Here is a 22608-nt window from a genome sequence, read left to right on the forward strand (position 1 = left end):
TATATTTTATCTAACATATATATTTATTAAAATATTAAGTTTTATCTACTTTCATATGCAATTAGTTTTGATAATGAAAATTTAAAGGAATTTAGACATTTGGTGAAATTATGGGTTATTTTGACTTGTCTTCAGCTCAGAAAATGTTATTGTTTTCAGAAATTAACAATCCTAATAATGATTCTTTTTATCTTAAATTTAGAAAGGATTATGATTTAGATGATTTTGAGCATGTAAAATCAGCTATTGAAGAGATCATTAGAAATTATTTGACTTTAGAGATTAAACAAGGGGACGATGGTGATTTCAAGCAATATTTTGCAAGTATTGATGATGTGAATGTTGAAACCTTTGAAGTTTTAAAGGATGATTTGGATAAATTCATTAAAGATTATCTCGACAATCCTTTTGAAGATGTTTTTGAATCTCCATTATATAAATGGGCAGTTATAAAAACCGAATCTTCAACTGTGCTTATTGGTGTTGTGCAGCATATCCTGCTTGATGGAAGTTCCCTTTTTTCCATTGTTCCAAAGGAAATCGAAAGGTATATTGATTGTAAAAAGAATAATGAGGAATTCGTTCCAATCGATTATTCCTATGAAACTTATGTCAATGCAGAGCTTGATTACTTAAAATCAGATGAAGCAAAGGATGATAAGGATTATTGGTTAAATGAATTAAAGGATTATTCAATGGATTGGTATTCATTTGATGATTCTGAATTTGGCCATTATGAAATTCTCTTTGATAATGTTCCTAAATTTGATTATTCTCCATTTGTCACAGCATTGGCTCTCAATTTCTTATACTTGGCAAAGTCCAAACGTAACAATGAGTCATTTAAGGATTTGGTATTGAACACTTCCGTCCATGGAAGATATTTTGGTCAGGAAGACGCATTGGGAATGTTTGTAAACACCATTCCATTGAGATTGGAATATGATGAGGATTTAAGCTTTGATGAATTGATTGCATATTCAAAGGCTGTTTTGAAGGAAGGTTTGTCTCATGCTAAATTACAGTTCAGTGAATATACAACTGACTTAAGGAACATGTCTATTGATCCTGATTGCATTTCAATGGTTTCAATGGTTTCAAATTCAACAGATTATGATTCAAAATTCCTAACACTCCAAAAGGACATCAAGTTCCCACTTCACTTCAGAATAAACAAGAACTATTCAGATAAGAAAGGATTGCAGTCTATATTCATTGAATACGACAAGGCATGCTTCAAGATAAGTGAAATTGAATTTATAGCAGTGGGATTGAAGGATTTATTAAGGCAGGTTATGGAAGACTCATCTAAAAAGTGCAAGGAATATGACGTTAAGGTGTCACATTTCTTCAAAGCGGAGAATTATTATAATAATCTAATCAATTCCTTTGATAATCCAACAAGCATTTCACCAGATGTAAGTTCCAACAAGGAACAATTTAAAATCATATCCAAGTCAATAGATATTGAAAAATTGAAAAACCTGTCTAATCAATATCATATGTCAAAGGAAAAATTCCTTTTAGCTGCCTTTTTGTATAATCTCACTAAATTTTCATTTTCAAAGGATATCCTAATCGCTTATAATCGTGTTGCAACAGGGTATCATTTCAATACAGATTTAACTGTTGAGGAATATTTGGATGATTTCAAGAAAGGTTTTGAGGAATACAATGATTATCCTCTTTTAAATAATCGAAAATTAGGATTTGAAAGTGAAATCCTATTTTTCATTGACAAATATGATGCTAAAGACTATAAACTGGTATTCAATTATGAAAGCGGAAAGATAAACGTCAGCTATGATGAATCATTTTACAGTGAAGAGCTGATGGGTGCATTTTTGGATGCCATGGATGTTCTATTGGATAGATTCGCTTTAAGTGGTGAATTGCTTAAAAACATTTCCATACGTTCTGAAATCGAATTGGATGAAGGATTTGAAATTGAACTTGCAAATGAGGGAATTGTAAACAAGGTATTTGAAAATATTGCAAGTGAAAATCCAGATAAAACAATACTCTATGCAGAAGATGCAAATCTCACCTATGATGAGTTAAACAAAAAAGCAAATAGGATTGCTAATGGCTTAATTAAGAGAGGAGTAAACATAGAAGATAGGATCATGTTTATGATGAGGAGAAACAGTGATTTGATAGCTGCTGTTTTAGGAATTGTCAAGGCAGGAGCGGCATTTATCCCAATTGATCCTAATTATCCGAAAAATAGGATAAATCAGATTCTAGATGATAGTGATTCTAAATTTGTAATAACAAGTTCCCAGATTGATTATGATGGTGAAAACAGGATAAACGTAGATGAATTGCTCAAGGAAGAAGATGATTCCAATCCTCAAATTGAATTAAGTCCCGATAATCTCTGTTTCCTAATCTACACTTCAGGTTCAACTGGTAAGCCAAAAGGAGTGATGATAACTCATAAGGGAATTACAAACTATATTGCAAATGTTAAGGAAAACGTCCCTATCTATGAACTGAACCATCAATGCAATAAGTTCATCTCAATTTCCACTGTTTCTTTCATTGTGTTCTTAAGGGAAATCTTCGGTACAATCTTAAATGGATTGCCTGTAGTCTTTGCAAATGATGAACAGGCGATTGACCCTCTGGAATTGGTGGGATTGTTCAAGGAAACTGGTGCTGAAGGATTTGGTTCAACTCCTACAAGATTGCTTGAATATTTGCAGCTTGAAGAGATTCAGGAAATTGTTGGAAAATGCAAGGTGATTATTGTAGGTGGTGAGGGCTTCCCACCAGTATTATATGACAGATTGTCAAAATACACAAATGCGGATATCTACAACTCATATGGTCCAACAGAGGTTACTATCGCTTCACATTACAAGCTCATTGACTCTAATGAGGTTACAGCAGGTTGGAAAATGCTTAATGTAGTTGATAAAATAATGGATATTGATGGAAATCAACTCCCACCTTATATAACTGGTGAAATATATGTAGGTGGAGCCGGAATTGCAAGAGGTTATCTAAACAATGATGAGCAAACCCAGAAGGTCTTTTTGACATTAAATGGCATCCCTTATTATAATACTGGGGATTTAGGTAAAAAGGATGTAAATGGGGAATTGTATGTTGCAGGACGTAATGATACTCAAATCAAGCTTAGAGGTTTAAGAATTGAATTATCTGAAATTGAGGGGGCTATTGCAAATTATGAAAATGTATCGCTTTCCAAGGTAGTGGTTAAGAAAATCAATTCAGTTGAACATTTATGCGCTTATTTCACTGCAAGTTCTGATATTAACTTGGATGATTTAAAACAACACCTAATCGATTCATTGCCTGAGTATATGGTGCCTTCATATTACACTCAGCTTGAAGCATTCCCTAAGACTCCTAATGGAAAAACTGACTTTAAGAACTTGCCTGATCCTGAAATTGATTTTGATGAATTCATCAAACCAAGAACAGACATTGAAAAGGAACTCTTTGATATAGTTTCAGAAATTCTAAACATCAATGAGTTTGGGGTCAATACAGACTTGTTTAGCATTGGTTTGACCTCATTGACAGTTATCAAGTTGACTTCTGCAATCTATAGCAAATTAAATGCCCAGCTAAACGTTACTGAAATATTGAAATATAAGACAATTGAGAAGATTGCATCTGAGATAAAAGTTGAAGATAATGAATCCGTTGATGTTCAGGAATTGTATCCATTGACTTCCAATCAGCTTGGCGTTTACTTTGACTGTATTAAAGACCCTGAAAACACTGCATATAACCTTCCAAAGAAGATGGAGTTTGAAAAGGGCATTGATGCAAACAAGCTCAAATCCTCAATCATAACAGCTATTGAAAATCACCCATACCTTAAAACAAGAATAGTGATGGATAATGGTGAAGTTTATCAAGAGAGGAGAGACGGCTTAAAGCTTGATGATTTGATTGAGATTGTGGATGGATCTCCTGAAGAAATCCAGAAAATTGAAGAGGAGTTTGTAAAGCCATTCAAGCTTGATGAAGGTCCATTGTTCAGATTCAAGATTATTGGAAATTCCATTCTTCTTGCTGATTTCCACCACATCATTGTTGATGGAACTTCATTAAACATATTGTTTGATGAAATAGCAAAAATCTATGATGGCAAGGATTACGAGCTTGAAGAGCTGGATGGATTTGAATATTCATTGAATGAATCAAAAGCAGAGCAATCAAGCTTATATAAGGAAGCGGAATTATTCTTCTCCAATAAGATTAAAGAATTTGATGATGCAACAGTGATTGCCCAAGACATTAACGGTGATGAATCTGAAGGTAGGGTTGCAATGGATGACATTTTTATGGATAAGGATGCAATTGATGATTTCTGCTCAAAATCAAGCATCAGCCAAAACAATTTATTCCTTGCAGCAGTTTCATTTGTCTTGAATAAGTTTGTTTATAATAGGAACATATTGATTGCAACAATAACCAATGGTAGATTCAATCCAAATCAACAGAAAACTTTAGCAATGATGGTTAAAACATTGCCTCTTGCATTGAAATTAAATTCTGATTCAAATCTTAAGGAATACTTAGAGTACATTAATGGAGAATGGCTGAATGTATTGACTTATTCATCTTATCCATTAACTGAAATTTCAAATCAATATGACATCACTCCGGAAATATTATATGCATATCATGGAAAAATCATTGAAGACATTGAAATTGGTGGAATGAATGTCGAAAGGCAATCCATTGACTACGAAGGATTGAAATTTAAGATAAGCATTAATGTTGTTGAAGTCGACAATCAATACAGGATTTTCTGTGAATACAATGATCAGTTATATTCCCCTACACTTATCAACACATTCCTTGATTCCATAGCAATAGTTCTAAATAAGTTCCAAACATTTGATGAAAGCACATTGATGAAAGACATTTCAATCATTGAAAATGATGATTGGGGTGTTGATGATTTGGCATATGATGAGATTCCTGAAGAAAGATTAAACAAGATATTTGAAAATCAAGTCGAACTTCATTCTGATAGGGTAATCTTATATGCAACTGATGGAGAGTTCACATACACAGAATTAAATGAGAAAGCCAACAGGATTGCTCATAGCCTTATCAAGAAAGGTGTCGGACCTGAAGATAGGGTGATGTTCATCTTGAATAGGGACAGTAATGTCATAGCATCAATATTCGGTATATTGAAATCCGGTGCCGCATTCATCCCTGTAGACTCAGAATATCCTTCTGAAAGAATTGAGCATGTTTTAACAGACAGCCAGTCAAAGTTCATCATTGTTGATGATGTCATTGAGAAAAAAGGTATTGACTTATCTGAATATACTGAAAACCTATTGGATGTTAATGAATTGCTTAATGAGGAAGACACTTCAAACCCTGAACCTGATGTTCATGCTAACAATATGGCCTATCTCATTTACACTTCCGGTTCAACAGGTCTTCCAAAAGGAGTAATTCTAGAGCATGGAAACATTGCAAACTTTGTATATCCTGACCCAAGAAATGTCTGTACCTATGAATTGGTTCACAATCTTGAAAAAGAGGATTATAAGGTATTGTCCACTACAACTGTAGCTTTCGATGTATTCCAGCAAGAATTGATGGGTTCCCTATTGAATGGGGTTCCAATGGTATTTGCAAATGACACAGAATACAAGGATCCTATAGAAATGATGGACCTTATTCATAGAAGCGGGGCAAATGTTTATATTGCAACACCTTCACGTTTGCTTCAGTATTTGGAAATTGAAGCGATGCAAGAGACAATGTATGGATTTAAGGTATATATTCATGCTGGAGAGCCTTTCTCTGCAAGATTATATGAACTCCTTTCAGAAAACTCCAATGGAAAGCTATTTAACATGTATGGGCCTACTGAAACAACAGTTTACTGTAATGGTGTAATGCTTGAAAGTTCAGATATTCATATTGGAAAAGAACTGTTCAATGTTCATGAAATGGTTATGGACTTTGATTCAAATCCATTGCCTCCAAATGTTATTGGAGAGCTTTATATTGCAGGTAAAGGTGTTTCAAGGGAATACTTGAACCGTCCTGAGAAAAATGCAGAGGCTTATGAGACTATCAATGGAATCCGGTTCTACCGTTCAGGAGACTTTGTTAAAGTCACTGAAGATGGTGATTTTTATGTATTCGGAAGAATGGATAATCAAATTAAACTTAGAGGTTTGAGGATTGAAATAGGTGAGATAGAAGTTGGCCTTTCAAAATATCCTGGAATTAAGTCTGTTGCTGTAGTAGTGCGCAAAATCAAAGGAAATGATCATTTATGCGCTTACTTCACTATTCATGACGATTACAAAGATGAAAACCGTGAAGAAAACGGATATTCCATTGACATTGATGACTTAAAGGCTTCACTTGCTGAGAAATTGGTTTATTATATGGTTCCAACAGTTTATATGGAACTTGATGAAATGCCACAAACAGCAAATGGTAAGACAGACTTAAGGAACTTGCCTGAACCTGTTTTAATTACAGAATATGTAGCTCCTGAAAATGACATTGAAGCATTCTTTGCAAACTTATTTGCAGAAATCTTAAATCTTGATAAGGTAAGTGCTACTGACAATTTCTTTGAAATTGGCGGAACATCCCTTTTGGTTACAAAAATTACTATGGAAGCATTAAATAGGAACTATAATTTAAGTTATGGGGATGTTTTCTCAAACCCAAGCCCAAGAGCATTGTCTGAATTTATCCTAAGCGATGAGTCTGTTGAGAAAAAGGCAGAGATTTCATATGATTACTCAAAAATCAATGAACTTCTTAAGAAAAACAAGCTTGAAACCATTATCAATGGAGATATTCAGGATAGCTTAGGCAATATTCTTCTCACTGGTGCCACTGGATTTTTAGGAATACATGTGTTACGTGAAATACTTGAAAATGAAAGTGGAGACGTTTACTGTTTCATAAGATCCAATAAGGTATTAAGCGGTGAAGAGAGATTAAAATCATTGCTGTTCTATTATTTCTCAGAAGAATATGCGGAACTATTTGGCGAAAGGCTACATATAATTGAAGGAGACATTACAAGTTTCGAAGACTTTGAAAAGCTAATGCCTGAAAAGATTGATACTGTAATTAACTGTGCAGCTAATGTAAAGCACTTCTCCTCCGGAACAGACATTGAAGACATTAACCTTGGTGGTGTAATCAATGGACTTAAATTTGCAAAGATGAAAAATGCAAAATATGTTCAGGTATCCACCTACAGTATTGCTGGTGAAAGCATAAACAATTACCCTCCTGTGGATGTTAAATTCACTGAAAATGACTTATACATTGGCCAAGCCGTTGATAACCAATATCTCAGTTCCAAATTCCTAGCTGAACGTGCAGTATTGGAAGCGGCAGTGAATGATGATTTGGATGTAAAGATTATGAGAGTGGGTAATTTAATGGCTAGAAGCTCTGACAGTGAATTCCAAATTAACTTTGAGACAAATGGATTCATTAATCGTTTAAAAGCATTTGTCACAATTGGTAAAATGCCTTATTCAATGCTTATGAACAATGTGGAATTTTCACCGATTGACATTACTGCAAAAGCCATTGTAAATCTTTCAAAAACTCCTAAGGAATGTACTGTTTTCCATCCATATGACTATCACAGCGTTTGCTTTGGAGATATAATTGACATCATCAAGCCTTTAGGATTGGATATTGAGCCTGCTGAAGAAAATGATTATGAGAATGCATTGGATGAAGCTCTTGCAGATAAAAGCAAACAGGATGGTGTTTCTGGCTTAATCACTTCAATAGGTTCTGGAAAGGTCAAGAAGATTTGGATGCCTGTTGATAATGCATACACCATTCAAGCATTGTATCGTTTAGGTATTAAATGGCCGTTTGTATCTGAAGAATATATCTATAACTTTGTGAAATACTTGGATGATCTGGACTTCTTCAGTGTTTAGGAAACAGGTAATAATGTGACTTGGATTTATATAGTGTTTAGAGATAAGTAAGTAAAGATAACTAATTAAGTTTAAGATAAAGTTAAGTTAAATTTAAATTTAAAGTTAATTTAAAGTTAAAGTTAAAGTTAATTTAAAGTTTAAGTTATTTGTAGTGTAGGTTGTATAAAGGATGTATGAGAGGAATTATAATTTATTAAGGGCGAAATTCTCTGAATTTTTCTTACCAACAATATTCACATCAATGGCAGGTAACATTTGCCTGTTTGTTGATGGTTTGATTGTAAGTTTCTTGATTGGTGCTTCTAATCTTGCACCAATCCAAATTGTAGCCCCAGTAATCACATTTGTAAATCTGATTTATTGGATGATTGGATTGGGAGGAAGTGTTCTTTGTTCTGTTGCAAAAGCGGAATTCGATGAGGAAGGAAGCAACAGTTACTTTTCAGTATCAATCATTTCACTTCTGTCAATTGGAATACTGATTGCAATTTTCGGATTATTGTTTTCAGGCAGTATTGCACAGTTCCTATGTGCATCACAGCAATCTTTGATTCCGGAAGTTACCCAATATTTCAGTGCATTGATTATAGGGATGCCATTTTTATGTTATATGATGAGTTTATCATACTTTATAAGGGCTGATGGTATTCCTACATTGCCTTTTAGAGCAATATTGGTAGCTAATATAGTTAATATATGCTGTGACTTCATTTACATTCACTTTTTCAATATTGGACTTTCCGGTGCTGCACTTGCAACCACAACCGGTTATATTGTAGGTTCAATACTCATTTCATATTACTTCTTTAAAAAGGAGCGTACTTTGGAATTTGTATTATTGAAGCTTAATGCATTCTTATCTTACATAAAGCAAATTGCAAAATCAGGATTTTCATCCTCATCCACCCAATTATACCTAACTTTAAAGTTATTCATCATAAACATATTGTTAGGTTATGTCATTGGAGATTCTGGGCTTGTCGCTTTTAGCATTTGCTATAACAGCTTATTCATATTATATATCTTTTTGATTGGAACAGCACAGACTATGTCTCCGATTGTATCAGTTTACTTTAAGGAAGAGGATTATTCAGGAGTGGATTATGTAATAAAAAGATCTTTAAAAATAGTTCTGGCTGCAAGCTTGGCATTGGCTTTGTTATTTATAATCGCTCCACAAACTTTATTATACTTATATAGTGTTAAGAATCCTGCACATGTTCCTGTGGTATTGAATGCACTTAGAATATTTGCAATAAGTTATGTAGGGACTGCAATTACATTCTTGTACACTTTCTATGCTCAAGCAATACAGGAAAATAAATTGTCTACAATCATTTCATTGCTGGAAGGTTTTCTCTTGCCTATCTCATTAGCGCTCATCTTGTCATATCCCCTTAGAGGAAATGGAATTTGGATTTCATTTGCTTTAGCTGAACTTATTACAATATTGTTCATATTTGCTTATTCAAGATACATTAATAAAAAGTCTGATGGTGTATTCTCCGGATTTTTCATTAATAAGCATAATGATGAGGAGCATGTATTTGAGCATACTATTAAAGGGGAAATTAAAGAAGCAGTTAACTTAGCTCAAGATGTTCAAAATTATTTGTCAGGAAACAAATCCGCAGCTTTAGTGGGTTTAGCTATTGAGGAAATGCTTGTAAATATCATTAACATCAATGATGATGTAGATGCCATTGATGTTATTGTCCGGGATAATGAGGAAAACATTTTAATTTCAGTAAAGGATACAGGAATTGATTTCAATCCGGTAATTGAAAATGACAATCTTGAATTCGATAACATAAGTGTTTTAAATAAGATAGCACATAAAATAGATTATTCAAGAGTTTTAGGATTGAACAGTACTGTAATTACTATTAAAAATGAATAGGGAATCATCCCTATTTTTATTTTTTTTAATCCTCAATACTTTTTTCATTACTTTTTATTTTTTAATTTCTTTTTTATAGGGGAGAAAATCATGCCAAAATCATTTATTGCAAAATTTGAAGAGAAAATTTTAATGCTGTTAAAATCAGATTTTATGGACTCACAAGATAAAATAAATGATTTATTAAAAGAGAGGTTAAATGCTGATGAAAAATCTCCTAAAAGTATCTTTAAAAGCATTGAGTATAAAGGAACTCAAGTATTCACTTTTGGAGATAGGAATGCTAAAAAAGTGATTCTTTTTGTTCATGGAGGGGCTTTTATAAATGAGATTAACTATCAGCACCACTTATTCTGTTTAGCCATTTCTAAAAAATTAGGGGCTTATGTGATTGCTCCAGTCTATCCTTTGGCTCCTAAGCATTCATGTGATGAAACCTTTGAATTAATCTCTGATTTATATGGGGCCCTAATTTCCAAGATGGAAAATGGCAAAACCATTTCTTTAATGGGGGATTCTGCAGGTGGAGGATTTGTCTTATCATTTTGCGAGCATTTAAAAAGAATGGGTCTTCCACAGCCAAATAATATAGTTGTATTTTCCCCTTGGGTTGACATTACACTTAGTAATCCTCCTTATGATAATGATTCAGATCCAATTCTAGGTGAAATTGGACTTAGGGAAATAGGAAAAGCATGGGCTGGAGACTTGGATACTCATGATTATAGAGTTAGCCCTATATTTGGAGACAATTCCCATTTGCCAAGAACACTTATTTTTTCAGGAGACAATGAAATATTCTATAAAGACATTTTAAGGTATTATGAAAAATTGATAGAAAATGGTGGGGATGCTCGTTTGATTGTAGGAAGCGGAATGTTCCACATTTATCCATTGTTCCCATCTCCAGAGGCATGGGATGCTCTAAAAGAAATCAAAAAAGAGTTTGAATAATTTCTTTAAAAGGATATTTTCTAAAAATAGCTGTTTTTTTAAAAATAAAATTTAATGAGATAATAAATATTATCTCTATTATCTCATATATAAAATAAATTTACCGTATTTAGGGATTCTGTAAATAAATGCAGCTGCCGCATAGCTGAATATTATTAATAAAATCCAAAGGATGATAGCTTTTACTGGTTCTGTAAATGGTAAGAAAACAACCAGCGGAAGCAGTGGAATTCTAAATAGGTTGTGTATTAAGAACACTGCAAAGGAGTATTTAGATAAGAATTGAACTCCTTTAAATCCTCTGACTTTTTTCCTTCTGGAACATAATTCAAACAATGCAAGTGATCCAGTTAGGATAAATGGGAATTCATACCATAAGAGGAAAGGATATCCTCTGATATATGCATAGTATTGGAAGAGGACACAGATTAAAAATGAAACTATTGCAAGCAATCTGAATTTATTGCTTGAATACTTTTTAAATTGTCCTTTTTTAACTAGCCATCCTAAAATAATGTAAATACCATAGATTCCACCACTAAAACCAAGACAGAATTGTATGTTTATGTTTTTTATTCCTTGCATATCAAATAATAATGAGATGAATGGCAATAGGAATGCTAAAAATGAGAACACTATTGTAGCTTGTTCGATTGTTTTTGGTTCATAATGGCTTAAAGCACTTGCTACAAATGGCAATGAAAGATACATTCCAATAATCATTGGCATATACCACATATGGCTAAAGAATAGGTTTCCTGCCTCTATTGTATTGACATTTGCACTGAAAAGAGAAACGTATGTAATGCTAATAGCATAAATTAAGGACCAAATAACGGTTACTATAATTAAACCTTTACAATTTTTAGTCCAGAATCTACGGACTTTCTCATCGTCATACGCTCTGTCAAGCAATAAGTATCCTGTAATCATCAGGAAGAATGGAACTCCTATACGTCCAATAAAGAGAGATGCAAATTGAAATATCCTTGAAAACAATGTGTAGTTCATGATTGCATCAGAAGATATGATATAGATTCCATCAGTTGCATGGATGTACAAAACAGTTAAAATAGCTATTGCCCTTACAAGATCAATCCATTCTATTCTATTTTGACTCATCAATCATTCTCCAAAATTTATATGTTTATCTTTATATTGATGACTATATATAATTTATTTTTTAAAATTTGAAATTTGAAATTGAAAAATATAATTAATGAATATAATAAAAAACATAATTATATATAATGTAAAAAATAAATAATTAATAAATGCTGTTTTTATAAGTATTTTATTTTTAAAAATATTAATCATTCAGTTGTGATAGTATTATTGAATGGGTTATTAAGATTGGTGGAAGTTTATTCCCAAAGAAAGCTATTGAACTTGCTAATGCATTGGAAGGCGAAAACTGCTTGTTTGTTATTGGTGGAGGAGAGTTTGCCAATCTAATTAGAAAATACGATAATGAGATTGAATTCTCAGAGGATGTAACTCATGAAACAGCTATTGATGCAATGGACATCTTAGTTAAATTGCTGAATGATAAATTAGCATTTACAGAAATTAGCTATACTATAGAAGAAGCGATAAGTATTTCTGACTTGAATAAGATACCAATTATGATTTGTTCCGATATCCTAAAGGAAAACGATCCATTTGCACATTCATGGGATGTGACAAGTGATTCAATTGCAGCTTACATTGCAAGCCTTTTGGATGCAAAGCTTTTAATAGCAACAAATGTAAATGGTATATATACAAAAGATCCATCCTTAAGTGGGGCGGAATTGATCAATGAAATTGATGTAAATAAACTACTGACTTTTGATGAATCATCAATTGACTTGATGTTGCCTACTTTATTAATTGAGTATGGATTGGATTGTTATGTTGTAAATGGAGAGTATCCTGAGAGAGTCCTGTCTATTATGAATAATGAGAATAATGAGGATTCTTTTGAATATACATTTATACATAATGAATAAGCATCTTTTTTATTAATTCATAGGTGAACTTAAGATGAATTTAAGTTTTAATGGCTTAAATCAGTTTCTTAGATTAGCTGCTTAAATTCTGATTAATCATTAAGTTTATAAATTAATAAATTAAAATATTTATAATATATTCGGTGATATATATGGAAAAAATTAACTGTCAATCTTGTAAACAAGAAATACCATTAATTGAACCTTATGTTCAATTCAACTGTCCTGTATGTGGTAAACCTATCGCAAGATGTGAAAGTTGCCGTACTTTCGGTCACTCTTACAAATGCGAATGTGGATTTGAAGGGCCATAAGTTTGATTTGGTATAAATTAAGTATTGTATTTAGATTAATTTAATTTAGATTAAATTTAGATTAATTAATTATCTAGAATTAATTGGAGGAATGATTATGGGAGAAGTTGTTAACACTTTAAAAGTAATGCCTGAAAGCCCAGAAGTAGATTTAGAAGCATTAAAAGCAGCAATCACTGATGCAATGCCTGCAGATGCAGAATTACACGAAATTACTGAAGAACCTATTGCATTCGGTTTAGTGGCTTTAAATGTTGTATTCATCGTTGAAGACGGTGAAGGTGGAACTGGACCTACTGAAGACGCTATCATTGCTTTAGCTGATGTAGCTAGTGCAGAAATTACTGATTCTAGAAGATTAATGTAAGTGAATTCATTCACTTATTTTTCTTTTTTTTAAATTTTTTTTAACTCACTATTTTATTTAAATTACTTTTTTTCAAAATTTCCTTATTTGTTACTTTGTTTAATCTAATTTTTTATTTCATGTCTTTGTAATATTTTGATTATTATAATTGAAATTTATATATAATTTTTTAAAATTTTTAAAAAATATTCAATTATACATATTTTTATTAATTGTTTAACCAGGTTTATTATAATTTTTATGAATAGTATTCAAAATTTTTTATAAAGATTTAAATAATTAGTTAACTAAACTAATTATTAGAGATGATTATTTTCCAGCTTATACCAGAATTGATCAATCTTATATAATTTTTTAGGAGATATAAAAATGAGAGGATTGGCAAGAATCGAACAAGACGTACTTGGCTGGGTTGACATTGAACTCGATGAATGTGGGCCTTACGACGCAATTTGTAAACCATTAGCTATGGCACCATGTACTTCAGACGTACACATCGTATGGGGTCATGCATACATGAGCGATGCACCTAACCGTGTAGTAGGACACGAAGCTACTGCTGAAGTTGTTAAAGTAGGGGACAAAGTAAAAGACTTCAAACCTGGAGACCGTGTAATTGTACCTGCTATCACTCCTGACTGGTTAACTGTACCAGCAGAACAAGGATTCTCCCAACACTGTTACGGTATGGGTACAGGTATGAGTTTTGTAACCTTCAAGCATGGTGTATTTGCAGAACAATTCCATGTAAACCAAGCTGACGCAAACTTAGCACACTTGCCTGAACATGTAAGCTTAGAACAAGCTGTAATGATTTCAGACATGATGACTACTGGTTTCTATGCTGCAGAACTTGCAGAAATTAAACCTGGTGACACAGTAGCTTGTTTCGGTATCGGTCCTGTAGGACTTATGTCACTCGCTGGAGCACAAATTATGGGTGCTTCCCACCTTATTGCTGTAGGAAGTCGTCCAGCAGCTATTAAAGTAGCTAAAGAATATGGTGCACATGATATTGTAGATTATCACAACGGTAACACTGTAGACCAAATCATGGACTTAACAGATGGAAAAGGAGTAGACAAAGTAGTAATCGGTGGAGGAGGAAAAGACACCCTCTCTGAAGCTTTATCCGTACTTAAAGTCGGTGGTATTATCGGTAACGTATTACACTATGACGGTATTGAAACCATCCCTATTGATGGTCTTTCATGGGGTCAAGGACTTGCTGACAAAACCATCCGTGGTGGAGTATGTCCTGGTGGACGTGCAAGAATGGAAAAATTAGCAAATCTTGTTGAATATGGCCGTTTCGACTCATCCAAATTAATCACCCACAAATTCGACAAATTTGATGACATCGAAGAAGCTATGATTTTAATGAGAGACAAACCACGTGACTTAATTAAACCAGCTGTTATTTTAGATGATTAACCCAGCTTTTCCGTTGCCTTCGGCAACGCAAAACCTGGACCAAAATTTTTATCACTAGTTGGGAGTAAATTCTCTTATCTAGTTCTTTTACTTTTTTTACTTTTTATTTTAATTTATTTTCGTTAATGTATTAATTTTAAACCTATTTTTTCTATGCTTTTTTACTAATTCATTATAATTTCCATTATTATTTTAATTTTTCAATTTAAAATCAATTTTTCATAGTAATACTTGTTTTACAATCTTATTTTAATATTTAAACCATTTTTAACTGATTAATTTAAATATAAGTTCCTATAAATTAAGTATTGTATTGAAACTGCTTAAATAAGCAAAATAAATATGGTGTAAAGATATGTTCGATTTGGTTTTGGCATGTTTAATTGGCATTGGAATAGGAACCTGTACAGGGATGGTTCCAGGGATACATGTCAATACTGCAGGTGCCATAATGTTTGCATCCTCCGCATTTCTATTGAATTACATATCTGCAGAATTTTTATGTGTAATCTTTGTTGCAATGTCAATAGCCCATGCCCTAATCGAATTTGTTCCATCAATGCTTCTTGGAGTTCCAGAGGAAGGAACTGCCACATCTATCCTTCCAGGGCATAGGATGGTTTTAGAAGGAAGATCTAAAGAAGCTATTCGCATAGTTTCTGTTGGTGGGTTTGGAGCTATTCTTGTAGTGATTATCATGATGCCTTTCTTTGCAGTAGCACTCCCCTTTCTACAAGGAATATCCAAACCATATACATGGATTATCTTGACTGTAGTATCGGTATATATGATTCATAAATTAAGTTCAGGAAATATTGCTTTTCTATGGTCCCTCCTCCTTTTTGTTTTATCCGGTATATTAGGGTGGATAATGCTTCAAACCCCAATATCTTCAGGAATTTCTTTAATGTGCACCTTCAGTGGTTTGTTTGGAATCAGTACAATTTTATTTAGTTTAAATGATAGCTCTTCAATTCCCCATCAAAACAGATTTTATGATTTGGAAATTGATATGGATGCAATCAAAAGCATCTTTGCAGGTGGAACTGCTGGAGCTATCTTAGGATTTTTACCAGGATTTGGTCCGGCTCAAGGAAGCATTATAGCACAAGGGGCATGTGGAACAAGTGATGACAGTGATGATACAAAGAACTTTCTATTAGCTAATAGTGGATTAAATACTTCAGACACTCTCTTCTCGTTAATAGCTATTTACTTGATTGGTAATCCACGGAGCGGAATTGCTGTATATATGTCCTATTTGATTTCACAGTTCACTTTATCACATCTATTGATATTCACTTTTGCTTCTTTAATTGCAGTTTCAATATCTTTGATGATCTGTTTGAAATTAGGAGACAGCTTTTCAAGTCTCATGCAGGGAATAGATTATAAAAAGCTTTCAATAGCAGTAATTTTATTGATGATTGCAATTTTGTACGCTTTTGCAATAATCTACAAAGGGCCAATTTTATATCTTACACTTGCATTGATCACTACAACTGCTATGGGTTTGCTTCCACATTATTTGGGGGTAAGCAAATCACATCTAATGGGTGTTCTAATATTGCCTGCGATTATAATTTACATGCAGATGTACATTTAGAATAATCATATTATTGTTTTATAATCTGAATTATACTAATTTCAAATGGTTTTTAACATGATTTGGTGATTTGATGGAAATGAATTCAACCCATAAGGATAATTTTGGGGATGATTTTAATAATAATCTGATTCCTATATATAATGTCTTGAAATTTAACTTTTCAGACGAGGAAAAGCTCATATTGGAAGAGTTAAGGGAAAATCTTATAGATTTGGCAATTTCAGAAAAAATGTCTTCCTTTAATGAGGAACTGATATTAAAGGACATCATCCGTTTTTTGGAAAATAGGTTGCAGAATAGATTTGATTATGATTACAAGGAAAATTTGGCAAGGAATATGCTTAAGGAACTTATTGGATATGGTGAATTAAGTGCATTGATTGAAGATGATAATCTAGAGGAGGTAATGGTCATTGGTGTAAATAAGCCGGTTTTTGTCTATCATAGAACATATGGGATGATGGAAACTGATCTCTTCTTTGACGATGAGGAAAAGATAACGAATATCATAGATTCAATAGCACGTGAAACAAACAGAAGAATAGACCAGCAGTCACCCATTCTGGATGCAAGGCTTTCAAATGGTTCAAGAGTTAATGCAACAATCCCTCCATTATCTGCAAATGGCCCTACAATAACCATTCGTAAATTCAAGAAAGACCCATTGACTATTGTTGACTTGATTAGATACAACACATTGAATAGTGAAATGGCTTCATTCTTATGGCTATGTGTTGATGGACTTGGAGTAAAGCCTGCAAACATCATTGTATCAGGTGGAACAAGTTCAGGAAAGACAACACTTCTTAATGCACTATCAATCTTCATCAATCCAATGGAGAGAATCATCACAATTGAAGACACTTTGGAGCTTCAGATTCCACACAATCATATCATTAGAATGGAAGCAAGAACTGTAAACATTGAAAATCAAGGGGAAATAACAATTGAGGATTTGGTCAAGAATGCCTTAAGGCAAAGGCCAGACAGGATTATAGTTGGAGAAGTTAGGGGAAATGAGGCAATCACACTATTCACTGCATTGAATACAGGACATTCAGGCTTTGGAACATTGCATGCAAACAATTCACGTGAGACAATTACAAGACTTACCAATGCACCAATGAATGTTCCTAAAATCATGGTTTCATCGATTGATTTCATTATTATGGAAAAGAGAATCTACAGATCCGATGGAATTTCATACAGAAGAATTACAGAGATTGCAGAAGTTACAGGTATGGAAGAGGGAACAATTCAATTGAGCAAATTGTTCCAGTGGGATAGTGAAAGGGATGAATTCAAAAACCTAACCATAGTCAGCAAAACATTAGAGGAAATGGCTAATCTCAAGGGAGTTCATATCTCTAAATTGAATGAGGAATGGAAAAAAAGACAATTGGTTTTGAACTATTTAGTCAAAAATAAGATATCTTCCCAAAAAGATATATCTAAAATTCTTGAAACTTATTATCTCAATCCAGACTATGTGTTAAATAAGATATGTCTTTGATTAAATTGGTGGTTTTTATAAAATTTTTATTTTAATTGGTCGTATTTTTCATATTTTTATAGTTAATTTTATTTTCATTTTTTACTTAATTTTTTACTTTATTTTTTTACTTAACTTTTAGATGATGGTGATTGTTATTTTTGATGAATTTTTTATTCAGTTAAGTGATGCATTAATCAGTTTTTTCATAAAAGTCATTGATTTCATTGTTTTCATTTTAGATAAATTTCATAATAAAAGCAATTTGGATAATGATAATAATAATGATAATGGATTAAATGAAGAAAATAATTCTAAAGATGAGTTCAATTTAACTAATGAGGGGATTTTTAAGTTAAATGATTTCTTAAAAAATGATAGCTTATTTGAAGAGTTGGAAAACAGATATTTGCAAGAATCCGCTTCAAATGGATTGAATTCATCTAAGGATTCTCAAAATATTTTCAGTAGTTTGAAAAGTACAAGTTATGAAAGTGATGAATCGATGGAAAATAGAAGTGATCAAAATGAAGATAATTTTCTAGAAGTTATTAAGGAAAAATTGATTGGAGTTTTACTAAATATCAATTTTATTCAAATTGAAGAATCTAATTTTTTTAATTCCATTTTAAGAATCATTGCAATGACATTCTCTATTCTAACACTAATCGTGGCTTTAATCAGTTATTTCATATCTTTAGAATTAGGTTTAGCTATTTTCATTTCCATTTTATTGATTGCACTTTCAATATTTTATTATCCTAAGATTAAAAAGCAAAACGATTATGCTTCATTTTCAAAGGAACTTCCATATGCATTAAGGCAATTGGCTACTGAACTTAGGTCTGGCAGAAGCTTGTTTGATTCCTTGGATTCTGTTGCAAGTTCTGATTATGGCATTTTGTCTTTAGAGTTTTCAAGAGTTCTTGAAGAGATCAAATACGGGGAAAGTACAGAAAATGCATTTTTGAATCTTGAAAAAAGAGTTGATTCAAAGGCATTGTCAAGAACGATATATGAGATTCTAACAAGTTTGAGAATCGGAGCGAACTTATCCAATTCATTAAGCATTATTGCAGATGACGTTAACTTTGACATTAGAATGAAATTGAAGGAGTATAGTGAAAAACTGAATGCATTTGTTATGATCTATACCTTTTTAGCTATTTTAGCTCCAGTCATTCTTTTGACAATGCTTCTTGCAGCATCTGTAGTGATTGGCGATTTGGTTCCTGGTGATTTGATATTGGTTCTTTATTCTGTATTTTTCCCTATGATAATTGTCTTTTTAGGGTTTGCGATAAAAAAATTAGAGCCTAAAATATGATTTTTTTGCTGATTTATTTTATGTGGAAATTAATGATATGCGCTGATTTAATGATGTTTGGTTAGGTGGATTAAATTTTTAAAATAAAGTGATAAGGAGGAAGAAAATTGGTTTTGGCTTATTTTGTTTGTTTTATAAATTAAAAATTTTGATGAGTATAAATAAGAACAATGTTTTGTTTTAGGTGACACATTGTTCTTATAGTTTAAAGAGATATTTTTTTATTTTTAATTTGAGCGATATAGTTTAAAAAATAGTTCTCTTTAAACACATATCTTATTATATTATTTTTCATATAAAAACTTTATTACTTTTTTCTAAAAAAGTATTACTTTTTTAATATTTTTTTTCAAATTTGTATTACAATTGATTTTTTCACACTTTTTTATATTTTTGTTTTATTGGTTTGCAATCCTAAATTATGTTTATAGCATGTGGTATTTTTTCTTTAATCACATTATGTATTTTTGGGATTGTTGTAGTGATAATGGATTCTTTTGCAATATATCCAGAATCCCTATCATTGCAATGTCCTATATGAACTGAAGCATTCAATTCTTCCTGCAAGTTATTTGCAGTGACTCTTTCAATCCATGGGTTGCTGTCAGTTATGATGATTTCATCTATTCCTTGCTTATCCAATTCCTTTGCAACAAGCCAAGAAACGAATCTTCCTCCGTGGAGTGAAACGATGTTTCCATTTATACTATTTGCAATTTCAGCTAATGTTTTTGGCAAATTCATTTCTTTATACATCTTAGAGTTTTGTATTGTTGCCCAATGTGCATCACCTATTGAAAATGAACCAATTGTCTTTGGATAAATGTTCTCTGGTCCCGCTAGTTTAACTGCATGGGTAAGTGCTAGCAATTCTTCTCTTTGAACTGGCACTCTTGTTGGTCCACCTTGAATCTCCTCATTCATAATTTTTATCACTCTTGGAAGACCAAATTTGCCTCTTCTTGCAGTTCCTGGTTCAAAACCGCACATGTATCCATGGTGATTTTTTGGAAAACCGGTAATGATTACATTCAATCCAGATCTAAGTCCTGCTCTGCATTCGCTTTCATAAGCTCCATTGGTGGCGACAACTTTTCCAGGGCATAGAATTCTGCTCATAGCTATTGCCTTTGCAAAGCTTTCATTTGTGTTTTCACATCTGTTGAATGGTCCTCCTTCGATTACAAAGACATCCACTCCCATTTCAATTGCTTTTGTAAATCCAGTAATCAATTCATCATATCCATCACCAACAAACATGATTGCTTCCAGTCCTTTTCCATATTTTTTTGCAAGGTTTGCCAAATCTTCAGCTTCTTCAAGAGGTGCAGCATGTCCGTCATTACATTGTTCGCTGCTTAAGTTGATTGCAACAGATGATGATAATTGAACCCATTTTTCCTTATCTTCAAGTTCTGCCTTTTCCTTGTCAATCAATCTTTCATGTATCCTTCCTCTTGGACACTCTGTAAAGCTTGGGCCTTTGTTATAGCAGTCTCCTCCACATCCTACAATGTGCTTAGGGAACCTCATTGCACCGTATTTTCCGAAATGGTCAAGATCCAATGGGACGTCAGTGATGTTATAGACTTCTTCCATTATCTCTACTCCTCTTTGACCATATTTCTCTGCAATGTCTGAAAATGCGTATGCGCAAATGTGTATTGGTGCCCCTATCATGTTAGCTAGCATGCAGTTGCCGAACAGTTCCATCTTTTCCAAATCTGATGCACAGGTTCCAACCACAACTTCAGTTAAGTCACATCCAATAGGGAACTTCTTAAAACGGGTTCCAAGTTTCATTGTGTCTTCAAAACTTAAATCGGATATTGCGTCCACAACTGCCACTACATCTTTTTCAGCTTTTGCTAATTCCAAAGCGCTTTCGTCACTATTAATTGATTCCTTAATAAGTTCGTACATTTTTTCCCTCAATTTTGAGTCTTTTCAGTATGTATCTTTTTTAAAAATTTTTGATTTTATTAAATTTTTCTAGGCATTATTACAAAAATCTAGAAAACATATAAAAAAGTAATACTTTTATATAAAATTTTATTACTATTGCTATTTTTTTATTTAATTTTTCTATAATATAAAAATTTTGTTATTTTTTAACTCTTTTTGGTGTTTTTTCGATTATTCTCTTGGCAGTATTACTTTTAGTTTCATATGGCTCAAAGAGTAATAAATAATTTTAAATATGTATTACAATATATTTATTATTACTACTTTGTAAATTAGTATTACTAAAATCTTAAAAAATTCATTTAAGTATTACTTGCTTGTAATTTTAGTTTTTTAGCTAAATTTGCATAGGCGATTAATAGTTTTTAATGGGCTTTTAAAACTTTAAATAATCAAAAAATCATGTTTTCAAACATGATTTCATATATTTTCCCTAATTTAACAAAGTTTAATTCCATTAATAGAATTGGTGATGCGATTTAAGATTAAAATTTTTAAGCAAAGTGGTAAAATATAAAGGAGATATTTAAAAATGAAAGTAGCAATTTTAGGTGCTGGCTGTTACAGAACTCACGCAGCTAGTGGAATTACAAATTTTTCTAGAGCTTGTGAAGTTGCAGAAGCAACTGGAAAAGAAAACATTTCAATGACCCACTCTACCATTGAAATGGGTGCAGAACTTTTAGAATTAGCAGGAGTAGACGAAGTTGTTGTAGCTGACCCTGTATTCGATGGTGAATTCACTGTAGTGGAAGACTTTGACTATGCAGAAGTAATCGCAGCTCACAAAGCTGGAAACCCTGAAGATGTAATGCCTGCAATCAGAGCAAAAGTAGGAGAATTAGCTGAAACTGTACCTAAACCAGCTGCTGGTGCTATTCACTTCACTCACCCAGAAGACTTAGGTATGAAATGTACCACTGATGACCGTGAAGCAGTAGCTGATGCTGACTGGATCATGACCTGGTTACCAGAAGGAGGTATGCAACCTGCTATCATCGAAAAATTCGCTGATGTAATTAAAGACGGCGCTATTGTAACCCACGCATGTACCATTCCAACTCCTAGCTTAAACAAAATCTTCGAAGACTTAGGTAAAAACGTAAATGTAGCTTCCTACCACCCAGGTGCAGTACCTGAAATGAAAGGTCAAGTTTACATTGCAGAAGGATTTGCTGATGCAGCAGCTATCGAAACTTTAAAAGATTTAGGTACCAAAGCAAGAGGATCCGCATTCACCTTACCTGCAAACATGGTAGGTCCTGTATGTGATATGTGTTCCGCAGTTACCGCAATTACCTAC

13 protein-coding genes are annotated in these 22608 nt (G+C 32.8%); 11 read left to right on the forward strand and 2 right to left on the reverse strand.

Features of this window, described 5'->3' with window-relative positions:
• Nucleotides 1-110 precede the first annotated feature (110 nt).
• The 3 genes from ACJMLB_RS08830 (at nt 111) to ACJMLB_RS08840 (ending at nt 10806) form a co-directional block, all read left to right on the forward strand.
• Nucleotides 111-7949, forward strand: coding sequence for an amino acid adenylation domain-containing protein (locus tag ACJMLB_RS08830; protein WP_405325505.1), 7839 nt, complete (start codon nt 111-113; stop codon nt 7947-7949).
• A 172-nt stretch (nt 7950-8121) separates the two neighbouring features.
• Nucleotides 8122-9852, forward strand: coding sequence for an MATE family efflux transporter (locus ACJMLB_RS08835; protein WP_405325508.1), 1731 nt, complete (start codon nt 8122-8124; stop codon nt 9850-9852).
• Between the two features lie 90 nt (nt 9853-9942).
• Nucleotides 9943-10806 (forward strand): alpha/beta hydrolase fold domain-containing protein, encoded by an 864-nt coding sequence (locus tag ACJMLB_RS08840; protein ID WP_405325511.1) that lies wholly within the window; start codon nt 9943-9945, stop codon nt 10804-10806.
• A gap of 78 nt (nt 10807-10884) precedes the next feature.
• Here the strand turns inward: ACJMLB_RS08840 and ACJMLB_RS08845 are convergent, their stop codons facing one another.
• Nucleotides 10885-11928, reverse strand: a complete 1044-nt coding sequence (locus ACJMLB_RS08845; protein WP_405325514.1) for an acyltransferase — start codon at nt 11926-11928, stop codon at nt 10885-10887.
• A gap of 212 nt (nt 11929-12140) precedes the next feature.
• Here ACJMLB_RS08845 and ACJMLB_RS08850 point away from each other — a divergent pair, with 212 nt between their 5' ends.
• The 7 genes from ACJMLB_RS08850 (at nt 12141) to ACJMLB_RS08880 (ending at nt 19340) form a co-directional block, all read left to right on the forward strand.
• The gene (locus ACJMLB_RS08850; RefSeq protein WP_405325536.1) at nt 12141-12797 is read left to right on the forward strand and encodes a delta 1-pyrroline-5-carboxylate synthetase; all 657 of its coding nucleotides are present in this window, start codon (nt 12141-12143) and stop codon (nt 12795-12797) included.
• A 152-nt stretch (nt 12798-12949) separates the two neighbouring features.
• Complete coding sequence (locus ACJMLB_RS08855; RefSeq protein ID WP_295608168.1) at nt 12950-13111, forward strand: zinc finger domain-containing protein; 162 nt, start codon at nt 12950-12952, stop codon at nt 13109-13111.
• Nucleotides 13112-13208: 97 nt separating this feature from the next.
• Nucleotides 13209-13478 carry an elongation factor 1-beta gene (locus ACJMLB_RS08860; RefSeq protein ID WP_405325517.1) on the forward strand — a complete coding sequence of 90 codons (270 nt, stop codon included), beginning with the start codon at nt 13209-13211 and terminating at the stop codon, nt 13476-13478.
• Between the two features lie 369 nt (nt 13479-13847).
• Nucleotides 13848-14912: an NAD(P)-dependent alcohol dehydrogenase gene (locus ACJMLB_RS08865; protein ID WP_295608164.1), complete on the forward strand. Its 1065-nt coding sequence runs from the start codon at nt 13848-13850 to the stop codon at nt 14910-14912.
• A gap of 355 nt (nt 14913-15267) precedes the next feature.
• Complete coding sequence (locus ACJMLB_RS08870; RefSeq protein WP_405325520.1) at nt 15268-16518, forward strand: tripartite tricarboxylate transporter permease; 1251 nt, start codon at nt 15268-15270, stop codon at nt 16516-16518.
• A gap of 73 nt (nt 16519-16591) precedes the next feature.
• Nucleotides 16592-18034, forward strand: coding sequence for a CpaF family protein (locus ACJMLB_RS08875; protein ID WP_405325523.1), 1443 nt, complete (start codon nt 16592-16594; stop codon nt 18032-18034).
• 121 nt (nt 18035-18155) lie between these two features.
• Nucleotides 18156-19340 (forward strand): type II secretion system F family protein, encoded by a 1185-nt coding sequence (locus tag ACJMLB_RS08880; protein ID WP_405325526.1) that lies wholly within the window; start codon nt 18156-18158, stop codon nt 19338-19340.
• Nucleotides 19341-19754: 414 nt separating this feature from the next.
• Here ACJMLB_RS08880 and hmdC read toward each other — a convergent pair whose 3' ends face one another.
• Entirely contained in the window at nt 19755-21263 is a 1509-nt protein-coding gene (gene hmdC / locus ACJMLB_RS08885; RefSeq protein ID WP_405325529.1) for a 5,10-methenyltetrahydromethanopterin hydrogenase cofactor biosynthesis protein HmdC, read from the reverse strand.
• Nucleotides 21264-21837: 574 nt separating this feature from the next.
• Between hmdC and hmd the strand changes: the two genes are divergently transcribed.
• The coding region (hmd, locus tag ACJMLB_RS08890) for a 5,10-methenyltetrahydromethanopterin hydrogenase (protein WP_405325532.1) at nt 21838-22608 on the forward strand (771 nt) is incomplete at its 3' end.

The sequence above is a fragment of the Methanobrevibacter sp. genome, from assembly GCF_045114555.1.
In the GTDB taxonomy this organism is placed as follows: Archaea; Methanobacteriota; Methanobacteria; order Methanobacteriales; family Methanobacteriaceae; genus Methanobrevibacter.

What these genes read in the sequence shown, in the direction of transcription:
- ACJMLB_RS08830 (WP_405325505.1), top strand. Translation starts at nt 111, where the DNA reads ATGGGTTATTTTGACTTGTCTTCAGCTCAGAAAATGTTATTGTTTTCA.
- ACJMLB_RS08835 (WP_405325508.1), top strand. Translation starts at nt 8,122, where the DNA reads ATGTATGAGAGGAATTATAATTTATTAAGGGCGAAATTCTCTGAATTT.
- ACJMLB_RS08840 (WP_405325511.1), top strand. Translation starts at nt 9,943, where the DNA reads ATGCCAAAATCATTTATTGCAAAATTTGAAGAGAAAATTTTAATGCTG.
- ACJMLB_RS08845 (WP_405325514.1), bottom strand. Translation starts at nt 11,928, where the DNA reads ATGAGTCAAAATAGAATAGAATGGATTGATCTTGTAAGGGCAATAGCT.
- ACJMLB_RS08855 (WP_295608168.1), top strand. Translation starts at nt 12,950, where the DNA reads ATGGAAAAAATTAACTGTCAATCTTGTAAACAAGAAATACCATTAATT.
- ACJMLB_RS08860 (WP_405325517.1), top strand. Translation starts at nt 13,209, where the DNA reads ATGGGAGAAGTTGTTAACACTTTAAAAGTAATGCCTGAAAGCCCAGAA.
- ACJMLB_RS08865 (WP_295608164.1), top strand. Translation starts at nt 13,848, where the DNA reads ATGAGAGGATTGGCAAGAATCGAACAAGACGTACTTGGCTGGGTTGAC.
- ACJMLB_RS08870 (WP_405325520.1), top strand. Translation starts at nt 15,268, where the DNA reads ATGTTCGATTTGGTTTTGGCATGTTTAATTGGCATTGGAATAGGAACC.
- ACJMLB_RS08875 (WP_405325523.1), top strand. Translation starts at nt 16,592, where the DNA reads ATGGAAATGAATTCAACCCATAAGGATAATTTTGGGGATGATTTTAAT.
- ACJMLB_RS08880 (WP_405325526.1), top strand. Translation starts at nt 18,156, where the DNA reads ATGATGGTGATTGTTATTTTTGATGAATTTTTTATTCAGTTAAGTGAT.
- hmdC (WP_405325529.1), bottom strand. Translation starts at nt 21,263, where the DNA reads ATGTACGAACTTATTAAGGAATCAATTAATAGTGACGAAAGCGCTTTG.